This is a genomic window from Pseudomonas lutea (assembly GCF_000759445.1).
Classification (GTDB): domain Bacteria; phylum Pseudomonadota; class Gammaproteobacteria; order Pseudomonadales; family Pseudomonadaceae; genus Aquipseudomonas; species Aquipseudomonas lutea.
Genome location: NZ_JRMB01000001.1, coordinates 1,710,134 through 1,735,609 on the forward strand (window position 1 = coordinate 1,710,134; position 25,476 = coordinate 1,735,609).

The 25,476-nt window shown below is 59.7% G+C and carries 25 protein-coding genes; 10 read left to right on the forward strand and 15 right to left on the reverse strand.

The features are described from left to right. The first annotated feature begins 188 nt into the window (after positions 1 to 188). The 5 genes from LT42_RS07350 to LT42_RS07370 all read left to right on the forward strand — a co-directional run bounded on the left by LT42_RS07350 (position 189) and on the right by LT42_RS07370 (position 4,470). A complete protein-coding gene (locus tag LT42_RS07350; protein ID WP_037013091.1) occupies positions 189 to 803 on the forward strand; it encodes a paraquat-inducible protein A in 615 nt (204 codons plus the stop codon). Continuing rightward, positions 800 to 1,417: a paraquat-inducible protein A gene (locus LT42_RS07355; RefSeq protein ID WP_037011162.1), complete on the forward strand. Its 618-nt coding sequence runs from the start codon at positions 800 to 802 to the stop codon at positions 1,415 to 1,417. The genes LT42_RS07350 and LT42_RS07355 overlap by 4 nt, the downstream gene beginning before the upstream one ends. Beyond that, positions 1,407 to 3,083, forward strand: coding sequence for a PqiB family protein (locus tag LT42_RS07360; RefSeq protein WP_037011164.1), 1,677 nt, complete (start codon positions 1,407 to 1,409; stop codon positions 3,081 to 3,083). Before LT42_RS07355 ends, LT42_RS07360 begins: the two co-directional genes overlap by 11 nt. Further along, complete coding sequence (locus LT42_RS07365) at positions 3,080 to 3,703, forward strand: PqiC family protein (RefSeq protein ID WP_037011166.1); 624 nt, start codon at positions 3,080 to 3,082, stop codon at positions 3,701 to 3,703. Before LT42_RS07360 ends, LT42_RS07365 begins: the two co-directional genes overlap by 4 nt. A gap of 299 nt (positions 3,704 to 4,002) precedes the next feature. Continuing rightward, a complete protein-coding gene (locus tag LT42_RS07370) occupies positions 4,003 to 4,470 on the forward strand; it encodes a helix-turn-helix domain-containing protein (RefSeq protein ID WP_037011169.1) in 468 nt (155 codons plus the stop codon). Between the two features lie 148 nt (positions 4,471 to 4,618). Here the strand turns inward: LT42_RS07370 and araH are convergent, their stop codons facing one another. From araH to LT42_RS07395, 5 genes are all read right to left on the reverse strand, one after another. Beyond that, positions 4,619 to 5,584 (reverse strand): L-arabinose ABC transporter permease AraH, encoded by a 966-nt coding sequence (araH, locus tag LT42_RS07375; protein ID WP_037013092.1) that lies wholly within the window; start codon positions 5,582 to 5,584, stop codon positions 4,619 to 4,621. A gap of 46 nt (positions 5,585 to 5,630) precedes the next feature. Next, the gene (gene araG, locus LT42_RS07380; RefSeq protein ID WP_037011171.1) at positions 5,631 to 7,160 is read right to left on the reverse strand and encodes an L-arabinose ABC transporter ATP-binding protein AraG; all 1,530 of its coding nucleotides are present in this window, start codon (positions 7,158 to 7,160) and stop codon (positions 5,631 to 5,633) included. Between the two features lie 93 nt (positions 7,161 to 7,253). Next, complete coding sequence (locus LT42_RS07385; RefSeq protein WP_037011173.1) at positions 7,254 to 8,258, reverse strand: substrate-binding domain-containing protein; 1,005 nt, start codon at positions 8,256 to 8,258, stop codon at positions 7,254 to 7,256. Between the two features lie 164 nt (positions 8,259 to 8,422). Beyond that, positions 8,423 to 9,301 carry an SMP-30/gluconolactonase/LRE family protein gene (locus LT42_RS07390; protein WP_037011176.1) on the reverse strand — a complete coding sequence of 293 codons (879 nt, stop codon included), beginning with the start codon at positions 9,299 to 9,301 and terminating at the stop codon, positions 8,423 to 8,425. An 86-nt stretch (positions 9,302 to 9,387) separates the two neighbouring features. Then, complete coding sequence (locus LT42_RS07395) at positions 9,388 to 10,098, reverse strand: FadR/GntR family transcriptional regulator (protein WP_037011178.1); 711 nt, start codon at positions 10,096 to 10,098, stop codon at positions 9,388 to 9,390. A gap of 333 nt (positions 10,099 to 10,431) precedes the next feature. Here LT42_RS07395 and LT42_RS07400 point away from each other — a divergent pair, with 333 nt between their 5' ends. Then, positions 10,432 to 11,574: an aldose epimerase family protein gene (locus LT42_RS07400; RefSeq protein WP_037011180.1), complete on the forward strand. Its 1,143-nt coding sequence runs from the start codon at positions 10,432 to 10,434 to the stop codon at positions 11,572 to 11,574. A gap of 260 nt (positions 11,575 to 11,834) precedes the next feature. Then, positions 11,835 to 12,059 (forward strand): DUF6555 family protein, encoded by a 225-nt coding sequence (locus tag LT42_RS07405; protein WP_037011182.1) that lies wholly within the window; start codon positions 11,835 to 11,837, stop codon positions 12,057 to 12,059. A 381-nt stretch (positions 12,060 to 12,440) separates the two neighbouring features. Here LT42_RS07405 and LT42_RS07410 read toward each other — a convergent pair whose 3' ends face one another. The 3 genes from LT42_RS07410 to LT42_RS07420 all read right to left on the reverse strand — a co-directional run bounded on the left by LT42_RS07410 (position 12,441) and on the right by LT42_RS07420 (position 15,007). Then, positions 12,441 to 13,181, reverse strand: a complete 741-nt coding sequence (locus tag LT42_RS07410) for an S-methyl-5'-thioinosine phosphorylase (RefSeq protein WP_037011184.1) — start codon at positions 13,179 to 13,181, stop codon at positions 12,441 to 12,443. Between the two features lie 9 nt (positions 13,182 to 13,190). Next, a complete protein-coding gene (gene nagZ / locus LT42_RS07415) occupies positions 13,191 to 14,192 on the reverse strand; it encodes a beta-N-acetylhexosaminidase (RefSeq protein ID WP_208855905.1) in 1,002 nt (333 codons plus the stop codon). 104 nt (positions 14,193 to 14,296) lie between these two features. Further along, positions 14,297 to 15,007, reverse strand: coding sequence for a TetR/AcrR family transcriptional regulator (locus LT42_RS07420; protein ID WP_037011188.1), 711 nt, complete (start codon positions 15,005 to 15,007; stop codon positions 14,297 to 14,299). A 228-nt stretch (positions 15,008 to 15,235) separates the two neighbouring features. Here LT42_RS07420 and lexA point away from each other — a divergent pair, with 228 nt between their 5' ends. Together lexA and sulA are read left to right on the forward strand one after the other, a co-directional pair. Beyond that, on the forward strand, positions 15,236 to 15,844 hold the full coding sequence (gene lexA / locus LT42_RS07425; RefSeq protein ID WP_037011189.1) for a transcriptional repressor LexA: 609 nt from the start codon (positions 15,236 to 15,238) through the stop codon (positions 15,842 to 15,844). 11 nt (positions 15,845 to 15,855) lie between these two features. After that, positions 15,856 to 16,359 carry an SOS-induced cell division inhibitor SulA gene (sulA, locus tag LT42_RS07430; RefSeq protein WP_037011191.1) on the forward strand — a complete coding sequence of 168 codons (504 nt, stop codon included), beginning with the start codon at positions 15,856 to 15,858 and terminating at the stop codon, positions 16,357 to 16,359. Between the two features lie 142 nt (positions 16,360 to 16,501). Here the strand turns inward: sulA and LT42_RS07435 are convergent, their stop codons facing one another. The 7 genes from LT42_RS07435 to LT42_RS07465 form a co-directional block, all read right to left on the reverse strand. Next, a complete protein-coding gene (locus LT42_RS07435) occupies positions 16,502 to 16,738 on the reverse strand; it encodes a hypothetical protein (protein ID WP_037011193.1) in 237 nt (78 codons plus the stop codon). 75 nt (positions 16,739 to 16,813) lie between these two features. Then, a complete protein-coding gene (locus LT42_RS07440) occupies positions 16,814 to 17,335 on the reverse strand; it encodes a DUF6586 family protein (protein WP_037011195.1) in 522 nt (173 codons plus the stop codon). Positions 17,336 to 17,488: 153 nt separating this feature from the next. Continuing rightward, on the reverse strand, positions 17,489 to 20,092 hold the full coding sequence (topA, locus tag LT42_RS07445; protein ID WP_037011197.1) for a type I DNA topoisomerase: 2,604 nt from the start codon (positions 20,090 to 20,092) through the stop codon (positions 17,489 to 17,491). A gap of 109 nt (positions 20,093 to 20,201) precedes the next feature. Further along, the gene (locus tag LT42_RS07450) at positions 20,202 to 20,438 is read right to left on the reverse strand and encodes a DUF1653 domain-containing protein (protein WP_037011200.1); all 237 of its coding nucleotides are present in this window, start codon (positions 20,436 to 20,438) and stop codon (positions 20,202 to 20,204) included. A gap of 100 nt (positions 20,439 to 20,538) precedes the next feature. Then, entirely contained in the window at positions 20,539 to 21,714 is a 1,176-nt protein-coding gene (fadA, locus tag LT42_RS07455) for an acetyl-CoA C-acyltransferase FadA (RefSeq protein ID WP_037011202.1), read from the reverse strand. Positions 21,715 to 21,737: 23 nt separating this feature from the next. Next, positions 21,738 to 23,885, reverse strand: coding sequence for a fatty acid oxidation complex subunit alpha FadB (gene fadB, locus LT42_RS07460; RefSeq protein ID WP_037011203.1), 2,148 nt, complete (start codon positions 23,883 to 23,885; stop codon positions 21,738 to 21,740). A gap of 561 nt (positions 23,886 to 24,446) precedes the next feature. Then, the gene (locus tag LT42_RS07465) at positions 24,447 to 24,884 is read right to left on the reverse strand and encodes a hypothetical protein (RefSeq protein WP_037011204.1); all 438 of its coding nucleotides are present in this window, start codon (positions 24,882 to 24,884) and stop codon (positions 24,447 to 24,449) included. A gap of 110 nt (positions 24,885 to 24,994) precedes the next feature. On the opposite strand from LT42_RS07465, the gene LT42_RS07470 reads away from it, so the two are divergent. Then, entirely contained in the window at positions 24,995 to 25,438 is a 444-nt protein-coding gene (locus LT42_RS07470) for a universal stress protein (protein WP_037011205.1), read from the forward strand. Positions 25,439 to 25,476: the final 38 nt, after the last annotated feature.

Below are 25,476 nucleotides of genomic sequence, written 5' to 3' on the forward strand. Positions count from 1 at the left end.
CCAACTAAAACGAGCCTGCGCCTCCGCGACAAGGTATCGTTGCCCGCCCGCCGAGCCGGCGCGCAATCGACGAAAGCCGATCTATCGTGAATACATCCATGACCTCCACGACGCATGCGCCGATGACCGACACGCCCAATAGCGGGACGCAGTTGCCTGCACACGTTCCTGCACACGCCGCCAACAGCATGCAGACTGGCCCGGTACAGTGGATTATTTGCGAGCACTGCGATTCGCTGTACGAAGCCTTACCCTTGAGCAAGGGCGAATCGGCGCACTGCCTGCGCTGCGCAGCCGTATTGGGCCGCAGTCACCGGCTGTCCGTCGAACAACTGCTGGCGCTGAGCATTGCCGCCTGCGTCATGTTCATTTTTGCCAACGTATTCCCGGTCATCAGCATCAGCATGCAGGGCCTGCACAACGAGGTAACGCTGTGGGGATCGGTACAAGCGCTGGCCCAGGGACAGATCACCCTCATCGCACTGGTCGCCGGCCTGGCCATCATTCTTGCCCCCGCGCTGCAGATCGCCTTGCTGTTCTGGGTGTTGTTCCACGCGCATCGCAACGAAATCGCGCCCGGTTTCAAGATGTGCATGCGCACCCTTGAGCACCTGCGGCCATGGAGCATGCTGGAAGTCTGTCTGCTGGGCATCCTGGTGGCCATCGTCAAACTGGCAGGGATGCTCGACGTCCATGCAGGCGTCGGGCTGTGGGCCATGGCGATGCTGATGGTGTTGATTGTGCTGATTGCCGGCAAGGACATCCGTCGCCTGTGGGACGAGCTTGGGGTAGAGCCTCTATGAACGGCATCCCCTTTGCCCGCGAACACCGCGTCACGTTATGCCATGTCTGCGGTTACGTGTGCCCCGACGACGCCCACGAGTGTCCGCGCTGCGATTCATCGGTGCATCGGCGCAAGCCCAACAGCCTGGCGCGCACCTGGGCGTTTCTGATCGCCGGGCTGATCTTCTACATCCCGGCCAACGTGCTGCCGGTGATGTACACGACCATGCTGGGCAGCAGCAGCGAAAACACCATCATGAGCGGGGTCATCGAGTTCGCCGAAGGCGGCTCGTGGGACATCGCCATCCTGATTTTCATCGCCAGCGTGATCGTGCCGTGCATCAAGTTCCTGGTGCTCGGCCTGCTGTTGGTAACGTGTCAGCGTCGCAGCACATGGGCAATGCGTGAACGCTCCCGGCTGTTTCGCTTCATCGAGTTGATCGGCTACTGGTCGATGCTCGATGTGCTGGTCGTCGCGCTGGTCGCGGCACTGGTGCAGTTCCACGGCCTGAGCACCATTGAGCCGCGCCTTGGCATTCTGTTTTTTGGTTTGGTGGTGGTGATGACAATGCTCGCCGCCATGACGTTCGATCCCCGGCTTATCTGGGACGCAGAGGTTGACGATGTCCGATAACACCCTACCCCCTACCCCACCGAGCCGACCGCAGGTCAAGGCGCGCAAGTTGCGTGTGTCACTGGTCTGGCTGGTGCCGATCGTCGCCGCCCTGATCGGCTTGTCGATGGTGGTGCACGATTTCCTCAATGTCGGCCCCAAGGTGGTGGTGACGTTCCTCACCGCCGAAGGCCTGGAAGCCAAGAAAACCCAGGTCAAATACAAGAACGTGGTTATCGGCGTGGTCACCGACATCGAGCTCAGCGATGACCGCACCCACGTGCTTGCGAGCATTGACCTGAACCAGTCGGCCACACCGTTTACCCGCGCCGATACCCAGTATTGGGTGGTGCGCCCGCGCATCGGCGCTCACGGCGTGTCGGGCGTGGACACCTTGCTGTCCGGTGCCTTCATCAGCGCCGATGCTGGCAGTTCGGAGGAAACCAAGAAGGACTTTACCGGCCTTGAAACCCCACCCGCCGTGACATTCGGCGAGAAAGGCAAGCGCTTCATCCTGCACACCGATGACCTCGGTTCGCTGGACATCGGCTCGCCGGTGTACTTCCGCCGGATTCAAGTGGGTCAAGTCGTGGCTTACGAGCTGGCCAAAGACGGCAAAGGCGTAGACGTCGAGATTTTCGTCGGCGCACCCAATGATCAGTACGTGCTCGACGACTCACGTTTCTGGAATGCCAGCGGTGTCGACGTGACGCTCGGCGCCTCAGGCCTCAAGGTCTCCACGCAGTCCATGGCCTCGATCATTTCCGGCGGCATTGCCTTCCGCGAGCCCAAGTACAGCCCGGATGCAAAACCTGCCGAAACCAACGCCGAATTCAAGTTGTTCGAGGATCAGGCCACCGCACTGGCACCCCCCGATGGCGAGCCCAAGTACATCCGCATGCGCTTCAACCAATCGCTGCGCGGCCTGGTGGTCAATGCGCCGGTCGACTTCCTGGGGGTCAATGTCGGCCGCGTAGTGTCGGTGGACCTCGACTATGACCCGGCCACGGGCACCTTTCCGGGCATCGTCGGCGCGGTGATCTATCCGCAACGGCTGGGCGCAGCCAACGACAAGCTCAAAGAGCAGGCTGGCGGGGGGGACGAAGAAGCCCAGACGTCGAAGATTATTGGCCAGTTCGTCGACCGCGGCCTGCGCGCCCAGGTGCGCACGGGCAACTTGCTGACGGGCCAGCTCTATATCGCCATGGATTTCGATCCGAAGGCCACGAAGGTCGCCTACGACGCTAAAGCCCGCCCGCTGGAAATCCCTACCGTGCCCGGCAGCTTCGACAAGTTGCAGGAACAACTGCAGGCGTTCGTCGACAAGCTTGGCAAGATCCCTCTCGACGATTTGGCGAAGAACCTCAACGGCAGCCTGATTGAACTGCAAAAAACCATGAAGCAGGTCAACAGTGACGTGTTGCCACAGATGCGTGGCGCCTTGCAGCAAGCACAGAAGACCCTGGGTACGGCCAACGAAACCTTGTCTGACGACTCGCCGGCCCGCCAGCAGCTGGGCCAGGCCATGGAAGAAGTACAGCGCACGGCGCGTTCGGTGCGGGTGCTGACCGACTTCCTCAGCCGCCACCCCGAATCCCTGATTCGCGGCCGCTCGGGCGACGCGGCGCCTGGTTCTTTTAAAGGATCATCCTCTTCCCGCGAAATCGCACCGGAGCCTGAGCAATGACAATGCGTAAACCCCTGTTGACACTCGCCTGCGTGTTGGGCCTGTCGGCCTGCGCGTCAACGCCGACCCATTACTACACGCTGATCGCGCCAGCCGGCCAATCTCCCGCCAGTCCAGCCCAGGCGCCATTTCAGTTCGAAATGCAGCCCGTGCTGATGGCGGTACAAGTCGATCAGCCGCCGCTGGTCATTCGTCAGGGCAACGGCAGCCTGGCGATCCTCGAGAACGAGCGTTGGGGTGCGCCTTTGGGCGACGAATTTCACGATGCCCTGACCGGGCAACTTGAGCGGCGCTTTGGCTCGCGTGACCTGGCAGGCTTGCCAAAGCAGGCGGACGAACCCGTGCTGTCAGTACGCACCGACGTGCGCCGCTTCGAGTCGGTGCTGGACCAGTACGCGCTGATCGACGTGGTCTGGAGTCTGAGCCTGCGAGGGGCCGGCGCAGGTCCCGGCAGCAAGCGTCAGACGCTGACGTGCAGCAGCGTGATTCGCCAGCCTGCAGGCGTAGGCATGGAAAATCTGGTGCTGGCCCATCAGAGCGCTGTTGCAACGCTGGCCGACAACGTCTCACGCACCGCCGCCCAATGGGCGCGTCAACCCTCCACGCGCTGCCCTTCCTGAATCTATCCGTACGGGCACATAACGTGCCCACTCCCTCGTTCTAGCCCGCTTCGAAGCCGTCGGCGATATCACTCAAAAGAGTGATTTCTCTCCTTATTCTTATTCAAGTGGAGTGAGATCATACAACTGTTTGAGAAATTTCTTACATGATGTACAGTTTGGATCCAGAATGTAGTCAGCACGGCGTTCTGTGCGCCTGCCGAAGCACGCGCTTGCATTGATTTGCTTTCCTGGAATAAGAAAAGCCCTCGAGTCGCCTCGAAGGGCCTGTCTCGCGTGATCAACAGGAGTTGAATAACATGAAAGGGATTGGCCTGCGGCTGAGGCAAGAGCGCACCAGGCTCAAACTGTCGCAAAGCGCTTTGGGCGCCGTCGGCGGAGTCGAAACCAACGCTCAGGGAAACTACGAAAGTGGGGCACGCTATCCCAAGGCCGACTACCTGTTACGGGTTGCAGGCGCGGGCGTGGACCTTGACTTCGTCCTGACGGGTAGCAGACACCGTAACCTCGAAAGCATGGGCGACCGCCCTCTTACCGAAGAAAATGAAGACCTCTCTCAGCCTTTGACACAAGTCAGTCATCAGTTGCACCGCAACTTGTTTGGCTTGATGGACGCGTCCTTGCAGCTGACGCGGCTGGTCGACGTTCGTGCCAAAGATCCTCAGTACAGTGAGGCAAATGCCCAGCTCGATAATGTCCGGGCGGAGGCACAGTCACTGGCGCAAGCCACCATGCGCCTGATCTTCGAGACGTCCAAACTGGTCTGAGGGTAATCGCGACGGGGAACCGCACAAGAATGTTATGCGGGAGGAGTGTTACGCGGGAGGTTTAGCGATGCAGCCCTAAGCGGTATACATGCCTGCCTGACAAACGATGCGCGGCTAATGCCGCGCATCGTCTATAGGGTCAACGCGCTTAGCGGCGCTTGAGACGGTCGATGATCACCGCCAGCAGCAGAATCGTGCCGCGGATCACGTACTGGTAGAAGGTATCGATGTTCTTCAGGTTCATGGCGTTTTCGATAATCGCCAGGATCAGCACCCCTGCGATAACGTGGCGGATCATGCCGATGCCGCCACTGAGCGAGACCCCGCCCAGGACGCAAGCCGAGATGACTGTGAGCTCAAAGCCCTGGCCGATCATCGGCTGACCCGAGGTCATGCGCGACGCCAACACCACGCCAGCCAGTGCGCCGATCAGGCCGTGAACGGCGAAGATGATGATCTTGGTGCGGTCAACATGAACCCCGGCGAGCAGCGCCGCTTCCTGGTTACCGCCGATGGCCAGCGTGTTGCGCCCGTAGGTGGTGTAGTTCAACAGCCAGCCGAAGAATATGAAGCAGACGATGGTAATCAGGATCGGCACCGGCACGCCGAACAACTGCCCGTTGCCGAAGACGAAAAACGCTTCGTCGCCCACGCCAACTGCTTTGCCGTTGGAAAAGATGTAGGCCAGCCCGCGTACGATCTGCATGGTCGCCAACGTGGTGATCAGCGCGTTGATGCGCAGCTTGGCGATCACGATGCCATTGATCAGGCCGACCAGGAGGCCCATCGCCAGGGCTGCAGAAACACCCAGAAAGACGCTGTCCGTGTCGCGGATAACGATACCGGCAATGACCCCGGAACAGGCCAGCACGGAGCCAACCGACAGGTCGAAGTGTCCGGAGGCGAGGCAGTACAGCATCGTGCAGGCGGCGATGCCGACGGTGGAAATCGCCAGGCCCAGGCCCCGCATGTTCAGCGGCGACATAAAGTTGTCGATCAGCAAGGCACAGAGCACAAAGATGCCCAGCGCGGCCATGAGCATGGCCCAGTCGTCGACGAATCGACGCATGTTCATGCCCTGGCGGGGAGCCGTCAGGCTGGATTCGGTAGACATACGCACCTCGTTTTTATTTTTCATAGCCAGTTTTCAATAGCCGGATTTAACCGCGCGTACGCGGCAGTGCCAGTTGCAGGAGACGTTGCTCGTTGGCTTCCTCGCGGGTCAGCTCGCCAGTGATCGCCCCTTCACTCATCACCAGGATGCGATCGGAAATGCCCATGACTTCCATCAAATCGCTGGAGACCACGATGACGGCAATGCCGTCAGCCGCGAGGTTATGGATGATCTGGTAGATCTCGGACTTGGCGCCGATGTCGATGCCTCGGGTTGGCTCGTCCAGCAGCAGGACTTTCATGGGCATCGACAGCCAGCGCCCCAGAATGGCTTTCTGCTGATTGCCGCCCGACAGAAACAGCATTTGCTGCTCGGGTGAAGGGGTTTTGACGTTCATGGACTTGATCTGGTGAGCGGCATTGTCACGCTCCCAACGCCCTTGAATCAGACAGCCCAGATTCACGTGGCGAGGCCGCGCGCCCATATTGATGTTTTCCGCAACGCTGGACAGCGGCACGATGCCTTCTTTTTTACGGTCCTCGGGGCACAACAGAATCCCGGCATTGATGGCGTCGCGTGGCGAGCGCAGGTTCAACGGCTTGCCATCCAGTTGCAGCGTTCCCGCCTGCGCCCGTGTCAGGCCTGAGAGCATGCGGAACATTTCGGTGCGGCCAGCACCGACCAGGCCGAAAAAGCCCAGAATCTCGCCCTTTTGCACAGCGAAGCTGACCGGCTCCTGCAGGCCGGGCCCCATCAGGCCGGTGACACGCAGGCTAGGCCCCTGATGCTGACGCGGCCGGTAGTTGTAGATGTCCTGAATGTCTCGGCCGACCATGCAGGTGACCAGACGGTCGTGGTCCAGCTCGGCCATGTCGTTGAAGGTGCGCACGAAGCGGCCGTCCTTGAACACGGTGACGGCGTCACACACGCGAAAGATTTCTTCCATGCGGTGGGAGACGTAGAGGATGACCCGACCTTCATCGCGCAGCTTGGTGATGATCGCCATCAGCCGGTCGATCTCACGCGCGGACAAGCTACTGGTAGGTTCATCAAACGCAATGACATGCGCATTGCGTGACATGGCCTTGGCAATTTCCACCAACTGCCGTTGACCGAGAGACAGGTCACCCAGACGCGTGTTGGGATCGATCTCGTCGGCCAGGCCTTTGAGCAGGTCCCGTGCGCGCCGGACCATGGCCCGACGGTTGATCATGCCCCAGCGATTGGGCATGTGGCCGAGCAGAAGGTTTTCCGCCACCGACATTTCCGGCACCAGATGAAGCTCCTGGTGGATCACCGCCACACCGGCCGCGATGCTGTCGGCGGTAGACTTGAACGCCAGACGCTGGTCGCCAATCTGCAGATCACCACTGTTGGGTTGATACGAGCCGCCGAGAATCTTCAGCAGCGTGGATTTACCCGCGCCGTTCTCGCCCATCAGCGCGTGAACGCTGCCTGGCCGAGCTTCAAAATTGATGTCGGACAGCGCCTTCACACCAGGAAAGGTCTTGCCGATCCCGTTGAAGCGCAGACTGCCGCCCTGCTGAACGTGTTGCTGTACCGATGCCTGTTGCATGAACCACCTCCACCTCGCCCCACCCTTCTCAGGTGGAGCGAGGCCTTGCAGATATCCGCCCGGGTTACAGGCGCCCCGACTCGACTGCCGCGCTTACTTGTACAGACCGATCTTGGTCAGTACTTCCTTGAAGTTGGCGCGGGTGATCAGCGTCACGTCGTCCATCGCGGTGTATTTGGCAGGTTCTTTGCCGGTGGTGACCCACTCGTACATCGCCAGGGCGGTGTTGTAGCCCTCTTTGTCAGGGCTTGGCAGCATCGAGCCGAAGAAACCGCTGTCTTTCTTCTTCAGTTCGTCGATGGCGTCAGTACCGTTGATGCCGATGCCGATCACGTTGGGCGCTGCGAAGCCGGCGCCTGCGGTTGCACGCACGCCACCCAGAACGGTGTTGTCGTTCATGCCACCGATGATGAGGTTCTTCGCGGCAGCGGGGAGCTTGGGCAAAGCAGCGCCGGTGGAATCCATGCTGCCGGGGACGTCGAGGGTTTTCTGCGGAGCGAAGAGGATGTGATCCTCAGGCAGCCCGGCTTTCTTCAACGCATCCACCGAACCGTCGGTGCGCTTCTTGCCGGTGTCGAGTTCGTTGTAGGTGTTGATGATCGCGTAGGTTTCTTTCCAGTCCCACTTGCGGTTCTGGGCTTCGGTCGCCATCGCCGCACCCTGTTTTTGGCCGACTTCGAACGCTGCCATGCCCAGGTACGGGACGTCTTCCATGAACTTGCCCTTGGCGTCGACGAAGCGGTCGTCGACGGCCATGACTTTCATGTCGTTGGCTTTGGCCTTCGCAACAATGGACGGGCCCAGAGAAACGTCAGGCGGGCAGATGACGAAGCCCTTGGCGCCATTGGCGGCAAGGCTGTCGATGGCGGAGAGGGTTTTTTCACCGTCCGGAACGGCGATCTTGATCACTTCAAAACCATGTTCCTGGCCGGCTTTTTCTGCGAAGGCCCATTCGGTCTGGAACCAGGGCTCTTCAGCCTGCTTGACCAGAAAACCGATCTTGACCTTGTCAGCGGCGGAAACACCGGCGCTCATGCCCAGAATGGCGGTGGCAACAGCAGCACAGCACAGGGAACGAATCCCGTGGCGACTCAACATAGCTAACTCCTTATTTTTATTGACTAGCTACAGCGTTCAGCAGTGAGTGTCGGAACAGCTTGCCGTGCTTTTAACGGCAGGCCGTTCGACTGAAAACAGTCATATCATATTATCAATGACGCCTATGTAACCGAGTGTCACGCTCATCCAACCCATGGCCGGCATCACCCGGCAAAGCGGTGAGACTCCATTCCTTCGATGCCTACCTGGGCTTGAATTACATAACCATCCAGCTCGAGTGCGCCTTCGGCAGGCCGCGCGCTGGTGACGAACAGGGTCGACATCTGCGGGCCGCCGAACACACAGCTGGTGGGATGACTGACGGGGAGTTCTATCACCCGGTTTACGCTGCCGTCCGGTGCGAAGCGGATGAGGCAGCCGCCACCCCAGCGCGCATTCCAGACGAACCCCTGTGCGTCCATCGCCGAGCCGTCGGGTGCGCCACGGGGGTGTTCGGCAGCCCAGAGCTGGCGATCGCCCAGAGAGTGGTCAGCGTGGATGGGGTAGCGGTAGATCACGCCATCGAGCGTGTCGGCGGTCAGCACTGACGCACCGTCTGCTGGCCAAAGCAACGTGTTGACGATGCCCTGCCCCGCCAACAAAGGCGTCACCGACGCCTGGCCATCGATGCGGAACAGCCCGCCGGACCGACGCTCTAACGGCAGGTCGCCGCCCTGGTCGTCCAGGTTGTTTTGCATGGTCCCGAGCCAGAGCCGGCCGTGACGGTCACAACGCGCTTCATTCGCACGATTGCCGGCAACAGGATCGGCCGCGCACAGCAGTCTGAGGGCGGGCTGGCTCGAAGGGGAATCAAGGTCTAGGCGATAAACGCCGCTGGCCAGGGTGACGAGCGCGTCGCCAGAATGAGTGGGAATAAACGCGGAGACCGGCTCGTTGAATTGCCAAAAGCAGACCTTGCCCTCGTTCAGGCGCAGCGCCCGGAACCCGGCAATGTCGACCCAATACAGGGCCTGATGGGTGTGGTCCCAGAACGGCCCTTCGGCCAATTTGAAACGCTGATCGCAGACCGGCAGCCATTTCATCGAAATCTTCCTGCTTATTATTGTGGGTCAGCGAGGCGCCTGGAGCGTCTCACCTTGAATCCGTCAAGCCATCACAGCGGGTTGCATCATAAACAGCGGGACAAAGGAGGCTGCCGGGAGCGGGTAATCACTTCACCGGCATTCTCGATCAGGCTCATGCAGGCCCAGACTCCCCGCGCAGAATCGCGATTGGCGATGGCGTCCGCCAGATCCTTGTGCAGCGGCAGTGTCCTGCCCAGCTCCCCGGGTACCGCCGACGACACCTCAAACGAGATCGCCAGCAACGCGCCGAGCGCCGGTAACATCTGCTCGATCAACTGGTTGTGGCTGGCCGCCAGCACAGCCTCGTGAAAACGCTGATCGGCGACGTTGTAATCAACCTGGTCCGCAACGCTGGCCTCCAGCCGCACGTAGGCTGCCTGAATGCCTGCGATCTGCTCGGGCGTAGCCCTTTCACAGGCCCATCTGACCGCCATGGGTTCGATCGCACGACGCAGGTCCAGCAAGTCCAGCACAAAGCTCTGCGGCAAGCCCTTCGCCGCAAGCCAGCCCACTACCTGCGGGTCAAACAGATTCCAGTTGCGCACCGGCAGTACCCGAGTGCCGACCTTGGGGCCCACCTCCAGCAATCCCTTGGCCACCAAGGTTTTGATGGCTTCGCGAATCACTGTACGGCTGACTCCGAATTCTTCGCCCAATGCTGCTTCAACTTTCAACGACTGCCCCGGCATCACGTTGCCCTGAGCAATCCAGGCGCCGAGGCGGTCTACCGTTGACGCATGAAAACTGCTGCTCATTGATCCGCCCCTGTTTACGGTGACTTCCGCAAATCGAGGCTAATGATCATATGATTAGGAGTCAAACACTCGCAAAACCTTGGTCTATCAGGCTAGACCTGTCCGCCAGGGGCTTGAGGTCCGCTTTCGCCGAATAGTATTACAATTTATTTTTAAAGCGAGGGTTTTTGATCTATAACTCGAAATATCGGCACGGCACTGCCTAAATAGTATGACCAAATCGTCTCGCACTGGTCTGCTCGGGTACTCGCTCCTGAGTTGAGTCCCGCAACAGCGGTGCGCGTTTCACCCGGTACCTGCAACAACCTCCATAACAACAAAAGGAAGGACGTAATGAGAAAGACGCTTATACCTGCCATTGGTCTGTCGTTGATGGCGGCCGCCCTGCAAGTCCACGCCGCCGGCTTATCCAGCGAACATGGCGTTTTCGACAAGCTTGCCGACGGCACGGCGGTGGAGAAGTACACGCTGCGCAACAGTCAGGGCATGCAGGCTACCGTTATTACCTACGGCGCTACCCTTCAGTCGCTGCTGGTTCCTGACAAGCATGGCAAGGCCGAGGACGTAGTGCTGGGTTTCGATGATCTTGACGGCTATCAGAAAGGCACCGCGTTTTTTGGCGCAACGATTGGACGCTTCGGCAATCGATTGGCCGACGGCAAGTTCTCTCTGGATGGCAAAAGCTATCAGGTGCCATTGAACGACAAGACCAATGCACTGCACGGCGGGCCCAAGGGTTTCGACAAGCAGATCTGGAAGGCTGAAGAGGTCAAAGACAAAGGCTCAGTGGGTGTCAAGCTGACCTACGTTTCGGTCGACGGTGAGATGGGCTTCCCCGGCACGCTGAAAACCGAAGTGACTTACAGCCTGAACGACAAGAACGAGCTGCGCATCCAGTACCACGCCACCACGGATAAGCCGACCGTCCTCAATCTGACCAATCACAGCTATTTCAACCTCGCCGGTGCGGGTAATGGCGACATCCTTGATCAGGTCGCCGTGGTCCATGCATCCCGCTACACGCCGGTCAATGAAAAGCTGATCCCGACCGGGGAACTGGCTGCCGTGGCTGGCACGCCGATGGACTTCCTGAAACCCGTCGCGTTCGGCAAGCGAATCCGCGAGGACAACACTCAGCTCAAGTTCGCAGAACCGACGCAGGGCGGGTATGACCATAACTGGGTGCTGGACACCAAAGGGAAACTGGCCAACCTGGCAGCGGACGTAGTCGATACGAAATCCGGCCGCCGGCTGCAGCTGTTCACCACTGAGCCAGGCGTACAGCTCTATACGGGCAACTTCCTTGACGGCACCGTGAAAGGCAAAGCCGGCAAGATCTATCCGCACTGGGGCGCGTTCACACTCGAAACCCAGCACTACCCGGATGCACCGAATCAGCCGAACTTCCCGTCGACGCGCCTGGACCCGGGCAAGGCCTATACGCAGACCACGGTCTTCAAGTTCCTCAACAAGTAGCCATTTGGATGCACGATCGAGCGGCAGCGTAGGGCTTTTGGGTCTGCACTGCCGCTTACCTACTGGTGAAAGCCAGACCGCCACGGGTCCTGACCGCTCAAAACCGGGGGTTTGCCATCCATTTGTCCGGATGACGACCCGCCGTCTCACCCTTGTGTACCAAACGCAACCATTTGGCTTTAAACGGCAATTTGGAGTGAATTTTCCTGGCGGTGACGACTCAGTTACAAAGAGAGTGACTGATAGGGAGGTTTGCAAGCGTGGCACAGTACAAGCATTTCAGAATCGATTATCTGCTGCACGGCAGCTACAAAAGCTTTTACATCAGCGCCGAAGCCATGGACAACGCATCTGCCTGGCATTGGGCTTCAGTTGACGCGGGGTTTGGCCAAATCCCCAAATACCGCTCTGACCGCGTTCCCAAGGTAACCAAACCCAAGGCCGAGCAACTCGGCTTGACTGATGTCGAGTGGGCGGAATCCTGACTCAGTCTCGACTGAACCAGGTAAATTGTTCTGCTGACTCCCCATCAGGTAAGTGGACTGGGCCGCGCCTGCAACACCGCGCAGCCCGGAGTCCTTCCCCTTTTTCTCCTGCTTTTTTTTGAGCCTCAGGCTTCGTCATCCGAAGCGACTTCGGACGATTGACCCACTGCATCCGCCTCATTACAAAACCTGATCATTAAACGACCATTGCAGCTAAGGCCTTGCATTTACAGGCTTACAGAAACTTATCCACAGAGATATTCACGCTTTCCGTGGACAACTTTTGTACGAATTTACGTTGACTTTAAATACCTCCGCGGCGTAGCAGCCGTCGGCAAATGACCCTTTGGTATGCCAGTGGCAGGCCAGACCGTGCGAGGATCAGGCAGCGCTCAAAACCCGGGCGAGTGTTGCCTTGACCTTGCCAATTCCGTCGCGCAGCGCCTGTTCGATTTCGGCCATCGTGATGACCTGCGCCGACTTCCCCGCAGCCGGATTGACCACCAGGGCCAGGCACGCGTATTCAAGCTCAAGCTCACGCGCGAGCGCGGCTTCCGGCATGCCGGTCATGCCCACGATGTCGCAGCCGTCCCGCTCAAGCCGGGCGATCTCTGCCACCGTCTCCAGGCGTGGCCCCTGGGTGCAGGCGTAAACGCCAGAGTCGCTGAAGGCGCAACCCTCGGCCGCCAGTGCCGCAATCAGACGGGCCCGCAGTGCTGCGCTATAAGGAAAGCTGAAGTCGATGTGGGTCACGTGCTCCAGATCGTCGGCAAAGAACGTATGTTCCCGCCCGCTGGTGTAGTCGACCAGGTCATGGGGCACGCAGAAGTGACCAGTGCCCATGGCTGGATGAATGCCGCCAACGGCGTTGACTGCGAGGATCGCTTGCGCCCCTGCCTGCTTGAGCGCCCAGATGTTGGCGCGGTAGTTGACCTTGTGCGGCGGGAAACGGTGCGGGTGCCCGTGGCGGGCGAGAAACATCACTTCGCGGCCGGCGTAGTCTCCGACGTGAACGTCACCAGAGGGCACGCCATAGGGCGTGTTGACGGACAGTGACTGACGGATCGTCAGCCCCTCAAGCTCGGTCAGGCCGGTGCCGCCGATAATCGCGTAAACAGTCATGGCTTATTCTCAGTCGATCAAATGGGCTGCGCGCAGTGCGGTCAGCGCCGCGAGCCAGCGAGGGTGCTGCCGGTATTCGGTGGTCGCAAGACCTGCGCCGCGCATTCTGCTCAATCGCGCCTGGGGCGCCGTTATCTTCAGGCGCTGAGCCGCAGTCAAGGCCAGTTCAGCAGCTGCCCGGTCGTTGCAGACCAGGCCCATATCGCACCCGGCGGTAAGCGCAGCCTCGATACGGCTGGCTGCATCTCCCACCACATGTGCCCCGGCCATCGACAAGTCGTCGCTGAAGATCACGCCGTCAAATCCCAGCTCGCCACGCAGGATGTCCTGCAGCCAGCGCCGCGAGAACCCGGCTGGCTGCGAATCCACTCTGGGATAGATGACATGAGCAGGCATAACCGCTGCCAGGCTTTTGCTCAGGCGCTGAAAGGGCACCAAGTCGTTGGCGCGGAGGGTTTCCAGGCTGCGTTCGTCGGTAGGAATGGCAACGTGAGAATCGGCTTCTGTCCAGCCGTGGCCGGGAAAATGCTTGCCCGTGGCCGCCATGCCCGCAGCGTTCATGCCCCGTATGAACGCGCCAGCCAGTGTGGCAGCGCGCTCGGGATCGCCTTCGAATGAGCGTGTCCCCACCACAGCGCTGCGCTGGTAGTCGAGATCCAGTACCGGGGCGAAACTGAGGTCCAGACCCACTGCCAGCACTTCAGTTGCCATCAGCCAACCGCAGTGTTCGGCGAGAACCTCGGCGTGCGGCTGATCGGCGATGGCGCGCATTGGCGGCAGCCTGACGAACCCCTGGCGCAAGCGCTGTACCCGGCCACCCTCCTGGTCGACCGCCAGCAGCAAGTCGGGGCGGATGGCGCGAATGGACGCGCACAACTCACGCACTTGCCGAGGGCTTTCGATGTTTCGCGCGAAAATGATCAGACCGCCCACTTCGGGCTGACGCAGAAACTGACGGTCTTCAGCGGTCAGCCAAGTGCCGGCCACATCCACCATCAGGGAGCCTTGCAGGCCAGAACTCATAGGAAAATCCTTCAACAACCAATGCTCAGGCCGGCATGGTGAGGGATCGAAGGATGCGATGCAAATCAGGCCGGCGTCAGCCCGAGCCGGGCTCAGGCCTTGGCAGGAACCGGCGGCGTCGTCTTGGTGCGCGGCCGAAGTTGCGCGGCGAGCATCGCCGGGTCGGTGACGCCTGATTCCGCACGCATGCCAGCGGCCAGAAACGGCACCATCAGGCGCATGACCTGCTCGATAGACGTGTTGACGCCAAAGTCGGTTTCGGCAATGGCGCGCAACGCCTTGATGCCCGACATGCTGAAGGCCGCGGCGCCCAACATGAAGTGCACTCGCCAGAACAGCTCGATGGGAGGAATACGTGGGGCCGCTTCGTTCACCAGCAGCATGTAGCGGCGGAAGACCTTGCCGTACATGTCTTCGAGGTAACGGCGCAAGTGGCCCTGGCTTTGACTGAAGGCCAGCCCCAACAGGCGCATGAAGATGGAGAGATCGTTACCGCTGCGTGGCTGCACCACCAGCGCTTGCTCTACGAGGATTTCGAGGAGTTCTTCAAGGGTGGGTTTGTGTTCAGGCCTGGCCTGACGACGCTCAAGCTCGCGGTCAAGGCTGATACAGAATGGGCCGAGGAATCGGGAAAACACCGCTTGAATCAACGCCTTCTTGGAACCGAAGTGGTAATTCACGGCAGCCAGATTGACAGACGCCTTGCTGGTGATCAGCCGCAACGAGGTTTCTGCAAAACCCTTCTCGGCGAAGAGTTGCTCCGCTGCATCGAGAATTCGTTCAACTGTTTCCGACTGAGCCATGATTCCACGCCTGACAAACACTTGTTTGAAACATACGTTTCAGTCGCATCACTGTCAACCCTGAGCGTCCGCAATCTGCCCGATCAGTCACGGCATTTAACCATACAAACCGGGGCCTGTAGCGTCACTCGCCCACACTTGACCACAAGCAGGCCGAAAAGGAGCATTGCCAACCGGCAAGCACTGTATATAATCCCAGTCACTGTATAAAAAGCCAGAGCGATGCACATGATCAAACTGACGTCACGCCAAGCCGAGATTCTGGACTTCATCAAGCGCTGCCTCGAAGACAACGGCTATCCGCCAACGCGCGCCGAAATCGCTCAGGAGCTGGGTTTCAAATCACCCAACGCTGCCGAAGAACACCTCAAGGCACTTGCCCGCAAGGGCGCTATCGAAATGACCCCGGGCGCTTCCCGCGGCATTCGCATCCCTGGTTTTGAAGCCAAACCCGACGACAGCGGCCTCCCAATCATTGGTCGGGTTGCAGCGGGTGCTCCCATTCTCGCCCAGCAACACATCGAAGAATCCCTGGCGATCAACCCGGCCTTTTTCCATCCAAGCGCTGATTACCTGCTGCGGGTACACGGCATGAGCATGAAAGACGTCGGGATTCTCGACGGGGACCTGCTGGCCGTACATACCACACGGGAGGCTCGCAACGGCCAGATCGTCGTCGCGCGCATCGGTGACGAGGTCACGGTCAAGCGCTTCAAGCGTGAAGGCAGCAAGGTCTGGCTGCTGGCGGAGAACGCCGACTTCGCGCCGATCGAGGTCAATCTGAAAGATCAGGATCTTGTCATTGAAGGCTTGAGCGTCGGCGTTATACGTCGATAAGGAGAACGTAGATGCAGCTCCCACACACACCGCAGCAACACGCACAACTGCCACTGTTCGAAGCATTCATGGTGCCTGGCGTGCCGATGCTCGACGTTCCTCTGCTGCAGGTCCCGGCCCTGGCCGAGATTGTCGAGTCGCCCTGGAGCAACGAACCGGAAGTCTTTAGTGAATTGTCATTGCGCGGCGCTGCCGGGAACTGCCTCAACCTGCTCGCCCCCGTCTTGCGTGAGCTGAGCCAGGACACCAATGATCGCTGGCTGACCCTGGTCGCACCGCCTGCCAGCGTCACCCAGGCATGGCTACGGGATGCGGGTCTGAACCGGGAACGCATTATTCTGATGCAGCCACGCGGTACTCAAAGTCCACTGGAACTCACCCGCGAGGTCTTACGGCTTGGCCGCAGTCATACCGTGGTTAGCTGGATCAATCCGATCTCCAGTGGCGCGCGTCAGCAACTCGCCAGCGCAGCGCGAAGCGGTGATGCACAAAGCCTGAACATTCGTCTGGGCTGAGCGCGGCGGAGATTATTCGAGGATTTGCAACGAGCAGACGCTTCTTGAGGTTCGGGAAGCGGGATGGCGTGGGGAACAGCGGGATTGCGGTGATCTGGCACAACAAGACTGCAAGACAGCGGTCATCGAGCGAATCCCGGTATCAATGCAGCACGCGCGGCCCTTCTTCATCCTTGGTCAGTTCGCCTTCAGCGAGGCGGCCTGCCATCTGGACCCCTACGCTAAGCATCGCCTTGGCAACCTCGACATGTTGGCCTTGCAGGAACGCCTTGGCGTCTTCCGAGAAATTCAGTGTAACGAGCGAGCCTTCGTCCTCGGCGCGACGCAGTTCGATGCGACCGTCAGGCAGTTCTACGATTTCCAGAAACGAGGTTGGCATCAGGGGAGTTCTCCACGAAAGGCCGGCATTGTAACAGCCAGACGACTCAGCCCCTAGCCCATCGATCACTCCGTATCAGCACTCGCTCAGGCCTTCGCGGAAGCGGATCGCCAGACCCTTGAGCTGCTGACGCCAGCTTTCCATTTCCTCTCGGGTCAGCACCTGCTCGGGTTCCTCCTGGGCACCGACAGCGATAATCAACGGCTGGGTGACATCTCCCTTTGGCTTGCGCGGTGCGCTCGGCGGCATAAACAGCGCATGGTACGAAGCCAAAAGCTGCGCCAGCCAGGTTTCCCGGTGCTGGGCAAGCTCGATCAGCTCACCCATCTCCGGTATGGCAATCGCTTCCAGTACCTTTGGCGACAGCAGATCCTCGGCACGTGGCGTGGCGGCTTGGGGCAAGCGGTAATAGCCGGCGATTTCGTGACACAGGCCCAGCAACGCCCCATAGAGGTGAAAGATGGCCGACTCACGCTCTGCCTGCTCAAGTCCCTGCGCGTTCATCGCGCGACTCTCCACGGCTTTGGCCATGGCTTCCAGAGCCAGGCCCGCGAAAAACAGCTTCTGGTTGGTGCGTGTATAAAGTTCGTGAGCCATACAGGGCCTCTGAAAGTGGAGTCAATCAACAGCATGCAAGCGGAGAATCAGTCCGGCAAAGGATGAAAAAAATCCTTCGGAGCATCTGCACACGCCGAAGGATTCTTTTAACGCAAAGCGAAGAGGCTGACCAGTCGCAGCGAGATCAGGCGATCAACGCTTGTCTTCAACCTTCCATTTGCCGCCGTCGTAGAACGCGCGCCAGCCGGTAGGCTTGCCGTCCACTTCGGTCTGCACGTACTGCTCCTTGGACTTGCGGCTGTAGCGGATCACTGCCGGACGACCGTCTGGGTCTTTCTTCGGTGCCTCACAAAGAAAGTGATACTTCGGATCGATCTCGTCCTTGTGCGGCGCGATTTCCAGCACCAGTGGCGCACGCGTTTCGCGGTTCTTCGGGAACTGGCTCGCGGCCAGGAAAAGCCCCGAAGCGCCGTCACGCAATATGTAGGTGTCGTCGACCTTTTCGCATTTGAGCTCCGGCATCTTCACCGGGTCCATCTTCGGCGGTGCCGCTTCACCGCTCTTCAGCAGTTTGCGAGTGTTCTTGCAGTTGGTGCAGCCGAAGAACTTGCCGAAGCGGCCAGTCTTGAGCTGCATCTCGCCGCCGCACTTGTCGCATTCCACGCTCGGGCCTTCATAGCCTTTAATGCGGTAGGTGCCCTCTTCGATCTCGTAACCCGAGCAATCCGGGTTGTTGCCGCAGATGTGCAGCTTGTGCTTTTCATCCAGCAGGTAAGCGTCCATCGCCGTGCTGCAAATCGGGCAGCGGTGCTTGCCACGCAACACGCGTGATTCGGACTCGCCCTCATCGTCGTCAGCGATTTCGTCGCCCGGCGTGAGATTGACCGTGGCCTTGCAACGCTCTTTCGGCGGCAGGCTGTAACCGGAACAGCCGAGGAATACACCGGTGGACGCCGTACGAATCTGCATCGGACGACCGCACACCTTGCACGGAATGTCTGTCATTACCGGCTGGTTGGCGCGCATGCCGCTGTCCGGGGCCTCGGCGACTTCGAGTTTCTTCTTGAAGTCACCGTAGAACTCGTCCAGCACGTTCTTCCAGTCGCGCTGCCCCTGGGCCACGTCGTCGAGGTTCTCTTCCATACCGGCGGTGAAGCCGTAGTCCATCAGGTTCGAAAAGCTTTCAGACAGTCGCTCGGTGACGATGTCGCCCATCTTTTCCGAATAGAAGCGACGGTTGTGCAGGGCCACGTAGCCGCGGTCCTGAATGGTCGAAATGATCGCCGCGTAGGTCGATGGACGGCCGATACCGCGTTTTTCCATCTCCTTGACCAGGCTCGCTTCCGAATACCGCGCAGGCGGCTTGGTGAAGTGCTGACTCGGGTCAAGCTTGATCAGCTTCAGGTTGTCGCCCTGCGCCATGTCCGGGAGCACGTCGTCATCGCCCGGCTTGGTCATTTGTGGCAAGACGCGGGTGTAACCGTCGAACTTGAGAATGCGGCCCTTGGCGCGCAGTTCGAAATCGCCGGCGGCAACAGTGACCGTGGTCGAAAGGTATTGCGCAGGCGGCATCTGGCAGGCCACAAACTGGCGCCAGATGAGCTCGTACAGGCGCTCTGCATCACGTTCCATGCCGGTCAGCTTGCTCGGATGGGTATTCACATCGGAGGGACGAATCGCTTCGTGAGCCTCTTGAGCGCCTTCCTTGCTGCTGTAAACGATCGGCGATTCCGGCAGGTACTTCTTGCCGAACTCAGTCTCGATGTAAGTGCGCGCCATCGCCACCGCATCGGCCGACAGGTTGGTCGAGTCCGTACGCATGTAGGTGATGTAACCCGCTTCGTACAGACGCTGGGCCATCATCATGGTTTTCTTCACGCCGTAGCCCAGGCGGTTGCTCGCTGCCTGTTGCAGGGTAGACGTGATGAAGGGTGCCGACGGCTTGCTGCTGGTCGGTTTGTCTTCACGCTTGCTGATGCTGTAGGCCGAAGCCTTGAGCTTCTCCAGCGCCGCCATGGCGGTCGCTTCGTTCAGCGGCTTGAACGCCTCGCCCTTTTCCCGAGCGACTTCAAAGCGCACGTTGGCGCCCTTGGCGGTGCCGAGGTCAGCGTGGATTTCCCAATATTCTTCAGGGTTGAACGCGCGGATTTCACGCTCGCGCTCCACCACCAGTTTGACGGCCACGGACTGCACGCGGCCGGCGGACAGCCCACGGGCGATCTTTTGCCACAACAGCGGCGATACCATGTACCCGACAACCCGGTCGAGGAAACGGCGCGCCTGCTGGGCATTCACGCGGTCGATGTCGAGTTCGCCCGGCTTGGAAAACGCCTCCTGGATGGCTTTCTTGGTGATTTCGTTGAAGACCACACGCTTGTAGCGGGCATCATCACCACCGATGGCTTCGCGCAGGTGCCAGGCAATAGCCTCCCCTTCGCGGTCCAAGTCCGTCGCGAGATAGATGGTGTCGGCGTCTTTCGCCAGGCGGCGCAGCTCGTCGATCACTTTCTCTTTGCCGGGAAGGATTTCGTACTTGGCCTTCCAGCCGTGATCCGGGTCGACACCCATGCGCGCCACAAGCTGGCGCTTGGCCTTTTCCTTGGGCGACAGCGCAGGCGCTTCGGACGCGGTTTTGCCGCGCTTGGCAGCAGGCTCTTTGGAGGCGCTAGCCGAACCGCTGGTGGGCAGGTCTCGGATATGGCCGATACTCGACTTCACCACGTACTGGTTGCCCAGGTACTTGTTGATGGTCTTGGCCTTAGCCGGGGATTCCACAATGACCAGCGATTTGCCCATGGATCGGAAAATTCCTAATGCAAGAAAAAAGACGTCGAAGCCGTCGAGGCCCCGCTATATATAGTGGCTGAAAGGTGAGGTCAAGCAATGGCTAATGCAAGGTCCCGCCTCAGGCCCGAGGAAAAAGATCCGGTTCGGCCTGAACCAAAGCAAAGCGCGGCACCTGCTCGCCGTCAACCTCAACTGACTGTAGAAACATGCTCAAAGGGCGTACCCACAGACCGTATTCGCCATACAGGGCCTGATAAAACACCACTTCTTCCTCGGTCTCGGAATGCCGCGCGACACCGAAAACACGGTACTCGGGGCCTTTGTAATGACGGTACAGACCTGGCTGGAGCGGCATGCGGGCAACCTCGGGAATAACAGGAAAAAAGAATCAAACATACATTTCCGGAAAAAACAAAAGCCGGGGCACCAGGCCCCGGCTCGCACACTGACAGCGCTTAAACGCGTTCGAATACGGTGGTGATTCCCTGACCCAGCCCGATGCACATGGTGGCAACACCCAAGGTGCCGCCCTGCTGCTTCATCACGTTGAGCAAGGTGCCGGAAATACGTGCTCCCGAGCAACCGAACGGGTGGCCCAAGGCAATGGCGCCGCCGTGCAGGTTAACCTTCTCGCCCATCTTGTCGAGCACTTTCAGATCTTTCAACACCGGCAGGGCCTGTGCGGCGAACGCTTCGTTGAGCTCAAAGTAGTCGATATCAGCGATGCTCAGGCCTGCGCGCTTGAGCGCTTTCTGGGTGGCCGGAACCGGTCCGTAACCCATGATCGCCGGGTCGACACCCGCCACCGCCATCGAGCGAATGACCGCCAGAGGCTGGATGCCGAGGTCCATGGCGCGCTGTCCGGACATGACAATCATGCAGGACGCGCCATCGGTAATTTGTGACGAGGTACCGGCCGTGACCGTGCCGCCTTTGGGGTTGAACGCAGGCTTGAGCGCAGCCAGGCTTTCCAGAGTAGTCTCCGGACGAATGGTCTCGTCGAAGTCGTACATCTTCAGGAAGCCGTTCTCGTCATAACCCTGCATCGGGATGATTTCGTCCTTGAACTTCCCTTCCAGCGTGGCCTTGTGTGCCAGTGCGTGGGAGCGCACGCCAAAAGCATCCTGAGCTTCGCGGGTGATGCCGTGCATCTTGCCCAGCATTTCGGCGGTGAGGCCCATCATGCCGGAGGCCTTGGCCGCGTACAGAGACATGTGCGGGTTGGGGTCCACACCGTGCATCATGCCGACATGGCCCATGTGCTCGACACCGCCGATGACGAAGACGTCACCGTTGTTGCTCATGATCGCCTGGGCCGCGGTGTGCAGCGCGCTCATGGAGGACCCGCACAGGCGGCTCACGGTTTGCGCAGCAGACGTGTGCGGGATCTGTGTCATCAGCGACGCCATGCGCGCAATGTTCCAGCCCTGCTCCAGGGTCTGGTTGACGCAGCCCCAGATCACGTCCTCGACTTCCGCCGGGTCGACCTTGTTGTTGCGCTCAAGCAGTTTGCTGATCAGATGCGCCGACATGTCTTCGGCGCGGGTGTTGCGGTGCATGCCACCCTTGGAGCGGCCCATGGGTGTGCGACCGAAGTCGACAATCACCACATCTCTCGGATTCAAGCTCATATCTTCACCTGTTCGTTGGGCACTTAGCCGAAGAAGCGCTGGCCGGTTTTGGCCATTTCACGCAGCTTCGCAGTGGGGTGGTACAAAGCGCCCAGATCAGCGTACTGGTCAGCCAGGGCAACGAATTCAGCGACACCGATCGAATCGATGTAACGCAGCGCACCGCCCCGGAACGGAGGGAACCCGATGCCATAGATCAGGCCCATGTCGGCCTCGGCAGCGCTGTCGACAATGCCGTCTTCCAGGCAACGCACGGTTTCCAGGCAGAGCGGGATCATCATCCAGTTGATGATGTCTTCGTCGCTGACTTCACGCTGTTCGTAGATCACCGGCTTGAGCACTTCAAGAACGGAAGCGTCGACCACTTTCTTCGGCTTGCCCTTCTTGTCGGTCTCGTAGACGTAAAAGCCCTTGCCGTTCTTCTGGCCAAGGCGGTTGGCGTCGTACAGCGCGTCAACGGCCGTGCGGCGATCGTCCTTCATGCGGTCCGGGAAACCTTCAGCCATCACATCGCGGCCATGGTGGCCGGTGTCGATGCCGACCACGTCCATCAGGTACGCCGGGCCCATCGGCCAGCCGAATTTTTCCATGACTTTGTCGATGCGCACGAAGTCCACGCCAGCGCTGACCAGCTTGGCGAAGCCGCCGAAATACGGGAACAGGATGCGGTTGACCAGAAAGCCCGGGCAGTCGTTGACCACGATCGGGTTCTTGCCCATCTTTTTGGCATAGGCCACGGTGGTCGCCACCGCGACTTCGCTGGACTTCTCGCCACGGATGACCTCAACCAGCGGCATCATGTGCACCGGGTTGAAGAAGTGCATGCCGACGAAGTTTTCCGGACGCTTGAGGGCTTTGGCCAGCAAGCTGATGGAGATGGTCGAGGTGTTGGAGGCCAGAATCGTGTCCTCGCCCACCTGTGCTTCCACTTCAGCCAGAACGGCCTGCTTGACCTTCGGGTTTTCGACCACGGCCTCAACGACGAGGTCAACGGTGCCGAAATCGCCGTAAGACAACGTAGGACGAATCGCATTAAGCGCTTCGGCCATCTTCGCGCTGGTGAGGCGGCCCTTTTCGACACGCTTGCCCAGCAGCTTGGACGCTTCGCCCAGGCCCAGTGCGATGGCCTCTTCACGGATGTCCTTCATCAGGATCGGCGTGCCTTTGACCGCCGACTGATAGGCAATACCGCCACCCATGATGCCGGCGCCCAACACGGCGGCCTGCTTCACGTCCTTGGCGACCTGGTCATAAACCTTGGCTTTCTTTTTCAGTTCCTGATCATTCAGGAACAGACCGATCAAGCTCGCGGCGGCCGATGTCTTGGCCATTTTCACGAAACCGGCAGCTTCCACTTCCAACGCTTTTTCGCGACCGAAGTTGGCGGCTTTCTGGATGGTCTTGATGGCTTCGACAGGCGCCGGGTAATTCGGCCCGGCCTGGCCTGCCACGAAACCTTTGGCGGTCTCGAAGGCCATCATTTGCTCGATTGCATTGAGCTTGAGCTTGTCCAGCTTGGGCTGACGCTTCGCCTTGAAATCGAACTCGCCGGAAATGGCGCGCTTGATCAGATCCAGCGCGGCCTCCTGAAGCTTCTGCGGCGCGACCACTGCATCGACAGCGCCCACTTTGAGCGCATCTTCAGCGGTGTTGTCTTTGCCCGAAGCGATCCACTCGACGGCGTTGTCGACGCCGATCAGACGCGGCAAGCGAACCGTGCCGCCGAAACCCGGATAGATGCCGAGCTTCACTTCAGGCAGCCCGACTTTGGCGGTGGCGGACATGACGCGGAAATCAGCCGCCAGGCACATTTCCAGGCCGCCGCCGAGTGCGATGCCGTTAATCGCAGCGAGGGTTGGCACATTGAGGTCTTCAAACGCGCTGAAGATCTTGTTGGCTTCCAGATTGCCCGCAACGAGCTCGGCGTCCGGCAGCTTGAAGTTATCGACGAATTCGGTGATATCGGCGCCGACGATGAACACGTCCTTGCCGCTGGTGACGATGACGCCCTTGATCGTGCTGTCGGCCTTGATGGCTTCGATGGCCTGACTCAGGTCGTTGAGGGTGAGACGGTTGAACTTGTTGACGGACTCACCCTTGAGGTCGAATTGCAATTCGACGATGCCACTTTCAAGAGCCTTAACCGTGATGGCTTTACCTTCGTAAATCATCAACTGATCTCCACGATATGGAAGCTGAACAATACGTGTCAGACGCTGGGATCCGGCGAAACTCAAGACGTTTCCGTCGAGGCGAACACCAATCGCCAGGCACCCCGTCGACTCGGTTCGAGCGCGAAAAAGGAGCGGTTTTATGACAAACGCTCAATTCATACGCCCGTTTGATTTGGGTGCGGCTACCTTCGGCCATATTCCAGCAATTGTCAATTCGACAGGCAGCGGGCAAAACAGGCAAATCGCAGGTAAAAAATGCGTCTGATACGACGCCATTCAAGAGCCTGATCGTCTGCCGAGCCCTTTGAACGAGTCAGATGCAGGCACAAGCAAGGCGTGGCGATGGAGGAAAAGATCAGCAGACAAATGCACCATTAAGGTCTACATTCAGTTCGCTGCGCCTCAATGCGGGTCGTTTCGACCGTCGCAACGTCGAAGTGAGCGTAACGGGTAGGCGGCATTGCACCGCACCCAACATGAATTACGGCCTGCCTGGCCAACCCCGGCCCGATGATGTTATCGGGCTTTTTAATGCGCGCGATTCAGCTACCGGAGGCGTCAGGCCAAGGCCTTCAGCGCGGCTGCAATTCGTTGCAACACTTCGGGCTCACCCCGCTCGGCCCAGTACACAGCTATCAATTGCTGGCCCGCTTCGACCTTGTACACGTCTGCCGGCAGGGTACTGAACTGCGCGAGCAGGCGAGGATCTGCGCAGGGCTCGCGCCACTGATTGACCCACACGCCCGCCTCCATCTGCCAATACACCCAAGTGTCAGGCGTCCGCGCGGAGCGTGGCCGGTGATACTGGGGGCAAGGGCTCGGTGGCTCGGTGGGCAGCCAGTGCGGCCACTCCTGGGGAATCAGTTGCATGGCCAGGCCCATCCGCCGCGCGGCCATGCGCATGGCCATGCGTCCGCTTTGCGAACGCGAGGGACGCAACCAGACCAGCGGACTTAAAACCACTGCAATGATTGACAGGATGATCCACACCGTCATATTTGTACGCCCCCCGCCGCCGCAAGCGCCGGACGGAACAGCTTGGCGTGCCAGAGGCGCGTGAAAAGAGCCATAATCAAAACCATCGCAGACCTCAGAAGGAACACCCCATGTCCTATGAACATATCCTGGTAGCCGTGGACCTCACTGAAGAGTGCGATCCGGTCATCAAAAAAGCCATGGCGCTGGCGCTGGCCAGTGGCTCCAAACTGTCGCTGGTGCATATCGTCGAGCCGATGGCCATGGCCTTTGGCGGCGACGTGCCCATGGATTTGTCGCAGCTGCAGCAACAACAGTTCGACCAGGCCAAGGAAAAGCTGGAAGCGTTGAAGCTGAAATACCCTGACGTAAAAACCGGCGACAGTCATCTGACCTATGGCCAGCCGCGCACTGAAATCCACAACCTGGCTAAGGAACACCGAGTTGATTTGATCGTGGTCGGCAGCCATGGCCGTCATGGCTTGTCGCTGCTGCTGGGTTCGACTGCCAACGACGTGCTGCACGGTGCGCCGTGCGACGTGCTGGCGGTACGACTGGTCAAACGCGTCGATTGATCCGCGCCTGCAAACAAAAGCCCGGCCCTTGAAAAAGG

What these genes read in the sequence shown, in the direction of transcription:
- LT42_RS07410 (WP_037011184.1), bottom strand. Translation starts at nt 13,181, where the DNA reads ATGACTGTTTACGCGATTATCGGCGGCACCGGCCTGACCGAGCTTGAG.
- LT42_RS07450 (WP_037011200.1), bottom strand. Translation starts at nt 20,438, where the DNA reads ATGCCGCTCCAGCCAGGTCTGTACCGTCATTACAAAGGCCCCGAGTAC.
- LT42_RS07465 (WP_037011204.1), bottom strand. Translation starts at nt 24,884, where the DNA reads ATGACGGTGTGGATCATCCTGTCAATCATTGCAGTGGTTTTAAGTCCG.
- araG (WP_037011171.1), bottom strand. Translation starts at nt 7,160, where the DNA reads ATGCAACAGGCATCGGTACAGCAACACGTTCAGCAGGGCGGCAGTCTG.
- fadB (WP_037011203.1), bottom strand. Translation starts at nt 23,885, where the DNA reads ATGATTTACGAAGGTAAAGCCATCACGGTTAAGGCTCTTGAAAGTGGC.
- LT42_RS07420 (WP_037011188.1), bottom strand. Translation starts at nt 15,007, where the DNA reads ATGGCTCAGTCGGAAACAGTTGAACGAATTCTCGATGCAGCGGAGCAA.
- topA (WP_037011197.1), bottom strand. Translation starts at nt 20,092, where the DNA reads ATGGGCAAATCGCTGGTCATTGTGGAATCCCCGGCTAAGGCCAAGACC.
- lexA (WP_037011189.1), top strand. Translation starts at nt 15,236, where the DNA reads ATGATCAAACTGACGTCACGCCAAGCCGAGATTCTGGACTTCATCAAG.
- LT42_RS07360 (WP_037011164.1), top strand. Translation starts at nt 1,407, where the DNA reads ATGTCCGATAACACCCTACCCCCTACCCCACCGAGCCGACCGCAGGTC.
- LT42_RS07365 (WP_037011166.1), top strand. Translation starts at nt 3,080, where the DNA reads ATGACAATGCGTAAACCCCTGTTGACACTCGCCTGCGTGTTGGGCCTG.
- sulA (WP_037011191.1), top strand. Translation starts at nt 15,856, where the DNA reads ATGCAGCTCCCACACACACCGCAGCAACACGCACAACTGCCACTGTTC.
- LT42_RS07370 (WP_037011169.1), top strand. Translation starts at nt 4,003, where the DNA reads ATGAAAGGGATTGGCCTGCGGCTGAGGCAAGAGCGCACCAGGCTCAAA.
- LT42_RS07470 (WP_037011205.1), top strand. Translation starts at nt 24,995, where the DNA reads ATGTCCTATGAACATATCCTGGTAGCCGTGGACCTCACTGAAGAGTGC.
- LT42_RS07435 (WP_037011193.1), bottom strand. Translation starts at nt 16,738, where the DNA reads ATGCCAACCTCGTTTCTGGAAATCGTAGAACTGCCTGACGGTCGCATC.
- LT42_RS07350 (WP_037013091.1), top strand. Translation starts at nt 189, where the DNA reads ATGCAGACTGGCCCGGTACAGTGGATTATTTGCGAGCACTGCGATTCG.
- araH (WP_037013092.1), bottom strand. Translation starts at nt 5,584, where the DNA reads ATGTCTACCGAATCCAGCCTGACGGCTCCCCGCCAGGGCATGAACATG.
- fadA (WP_037011202.1), bottom strand. Translation starts at nt 21,714, where the DNA reads ATGAGCTTGAATCCGAGAGATGTGGTGATTGTCGACTTCGGTCGCACA.
- LT42_RS07440 (WP_037011195.1), bottom strand. Translation starts at nt 17,335, where the DNA reads ATGGCTCACGAACTTTATACACGCACCAACCAGAAGCTGTTTTTCGCG.
- LT42_RS07395 (WP_037011178.1), bottom strand. Translation starts at nt 10,098, where the DNA reads ATGAGCAGCAGTTTTCATGCGTCAACGGTAGACCGCCTCGGCGCCTGG.
- LT42_RS07385 (WP_037011173.1), bottom strand. Translation starts at nt 8,258, where the DNA reads ATGTTGAGTCGCCACGGGATTCGTTCCCTGTGCTGTGCTGCTGTTGCC.
- LT42_RS07400 (WP_037011180.1), top strand. Translation starts at nt 10,432, where the DNA reads ATGAGAAAGACGCTTATACCTGCCATTGGTCTGTCGTTGATGGCGGCC.
- LT42_RS07390 (WP_037011176.1), bottom strand. Translation starts at nt 9,301, where the DNA reads ATGAAATGGCTGCCGGTCTGCGATCAGCGTTTCAAATTGGCCGAAGGG.
- LT42_RS07355 (WP_037011162.1), top strand. Translation starts at nt 800, where the DNA reads ATGAACGGCATCCCCTTTGCCCGCGAACACCGCGTCACGTTATGCCAT.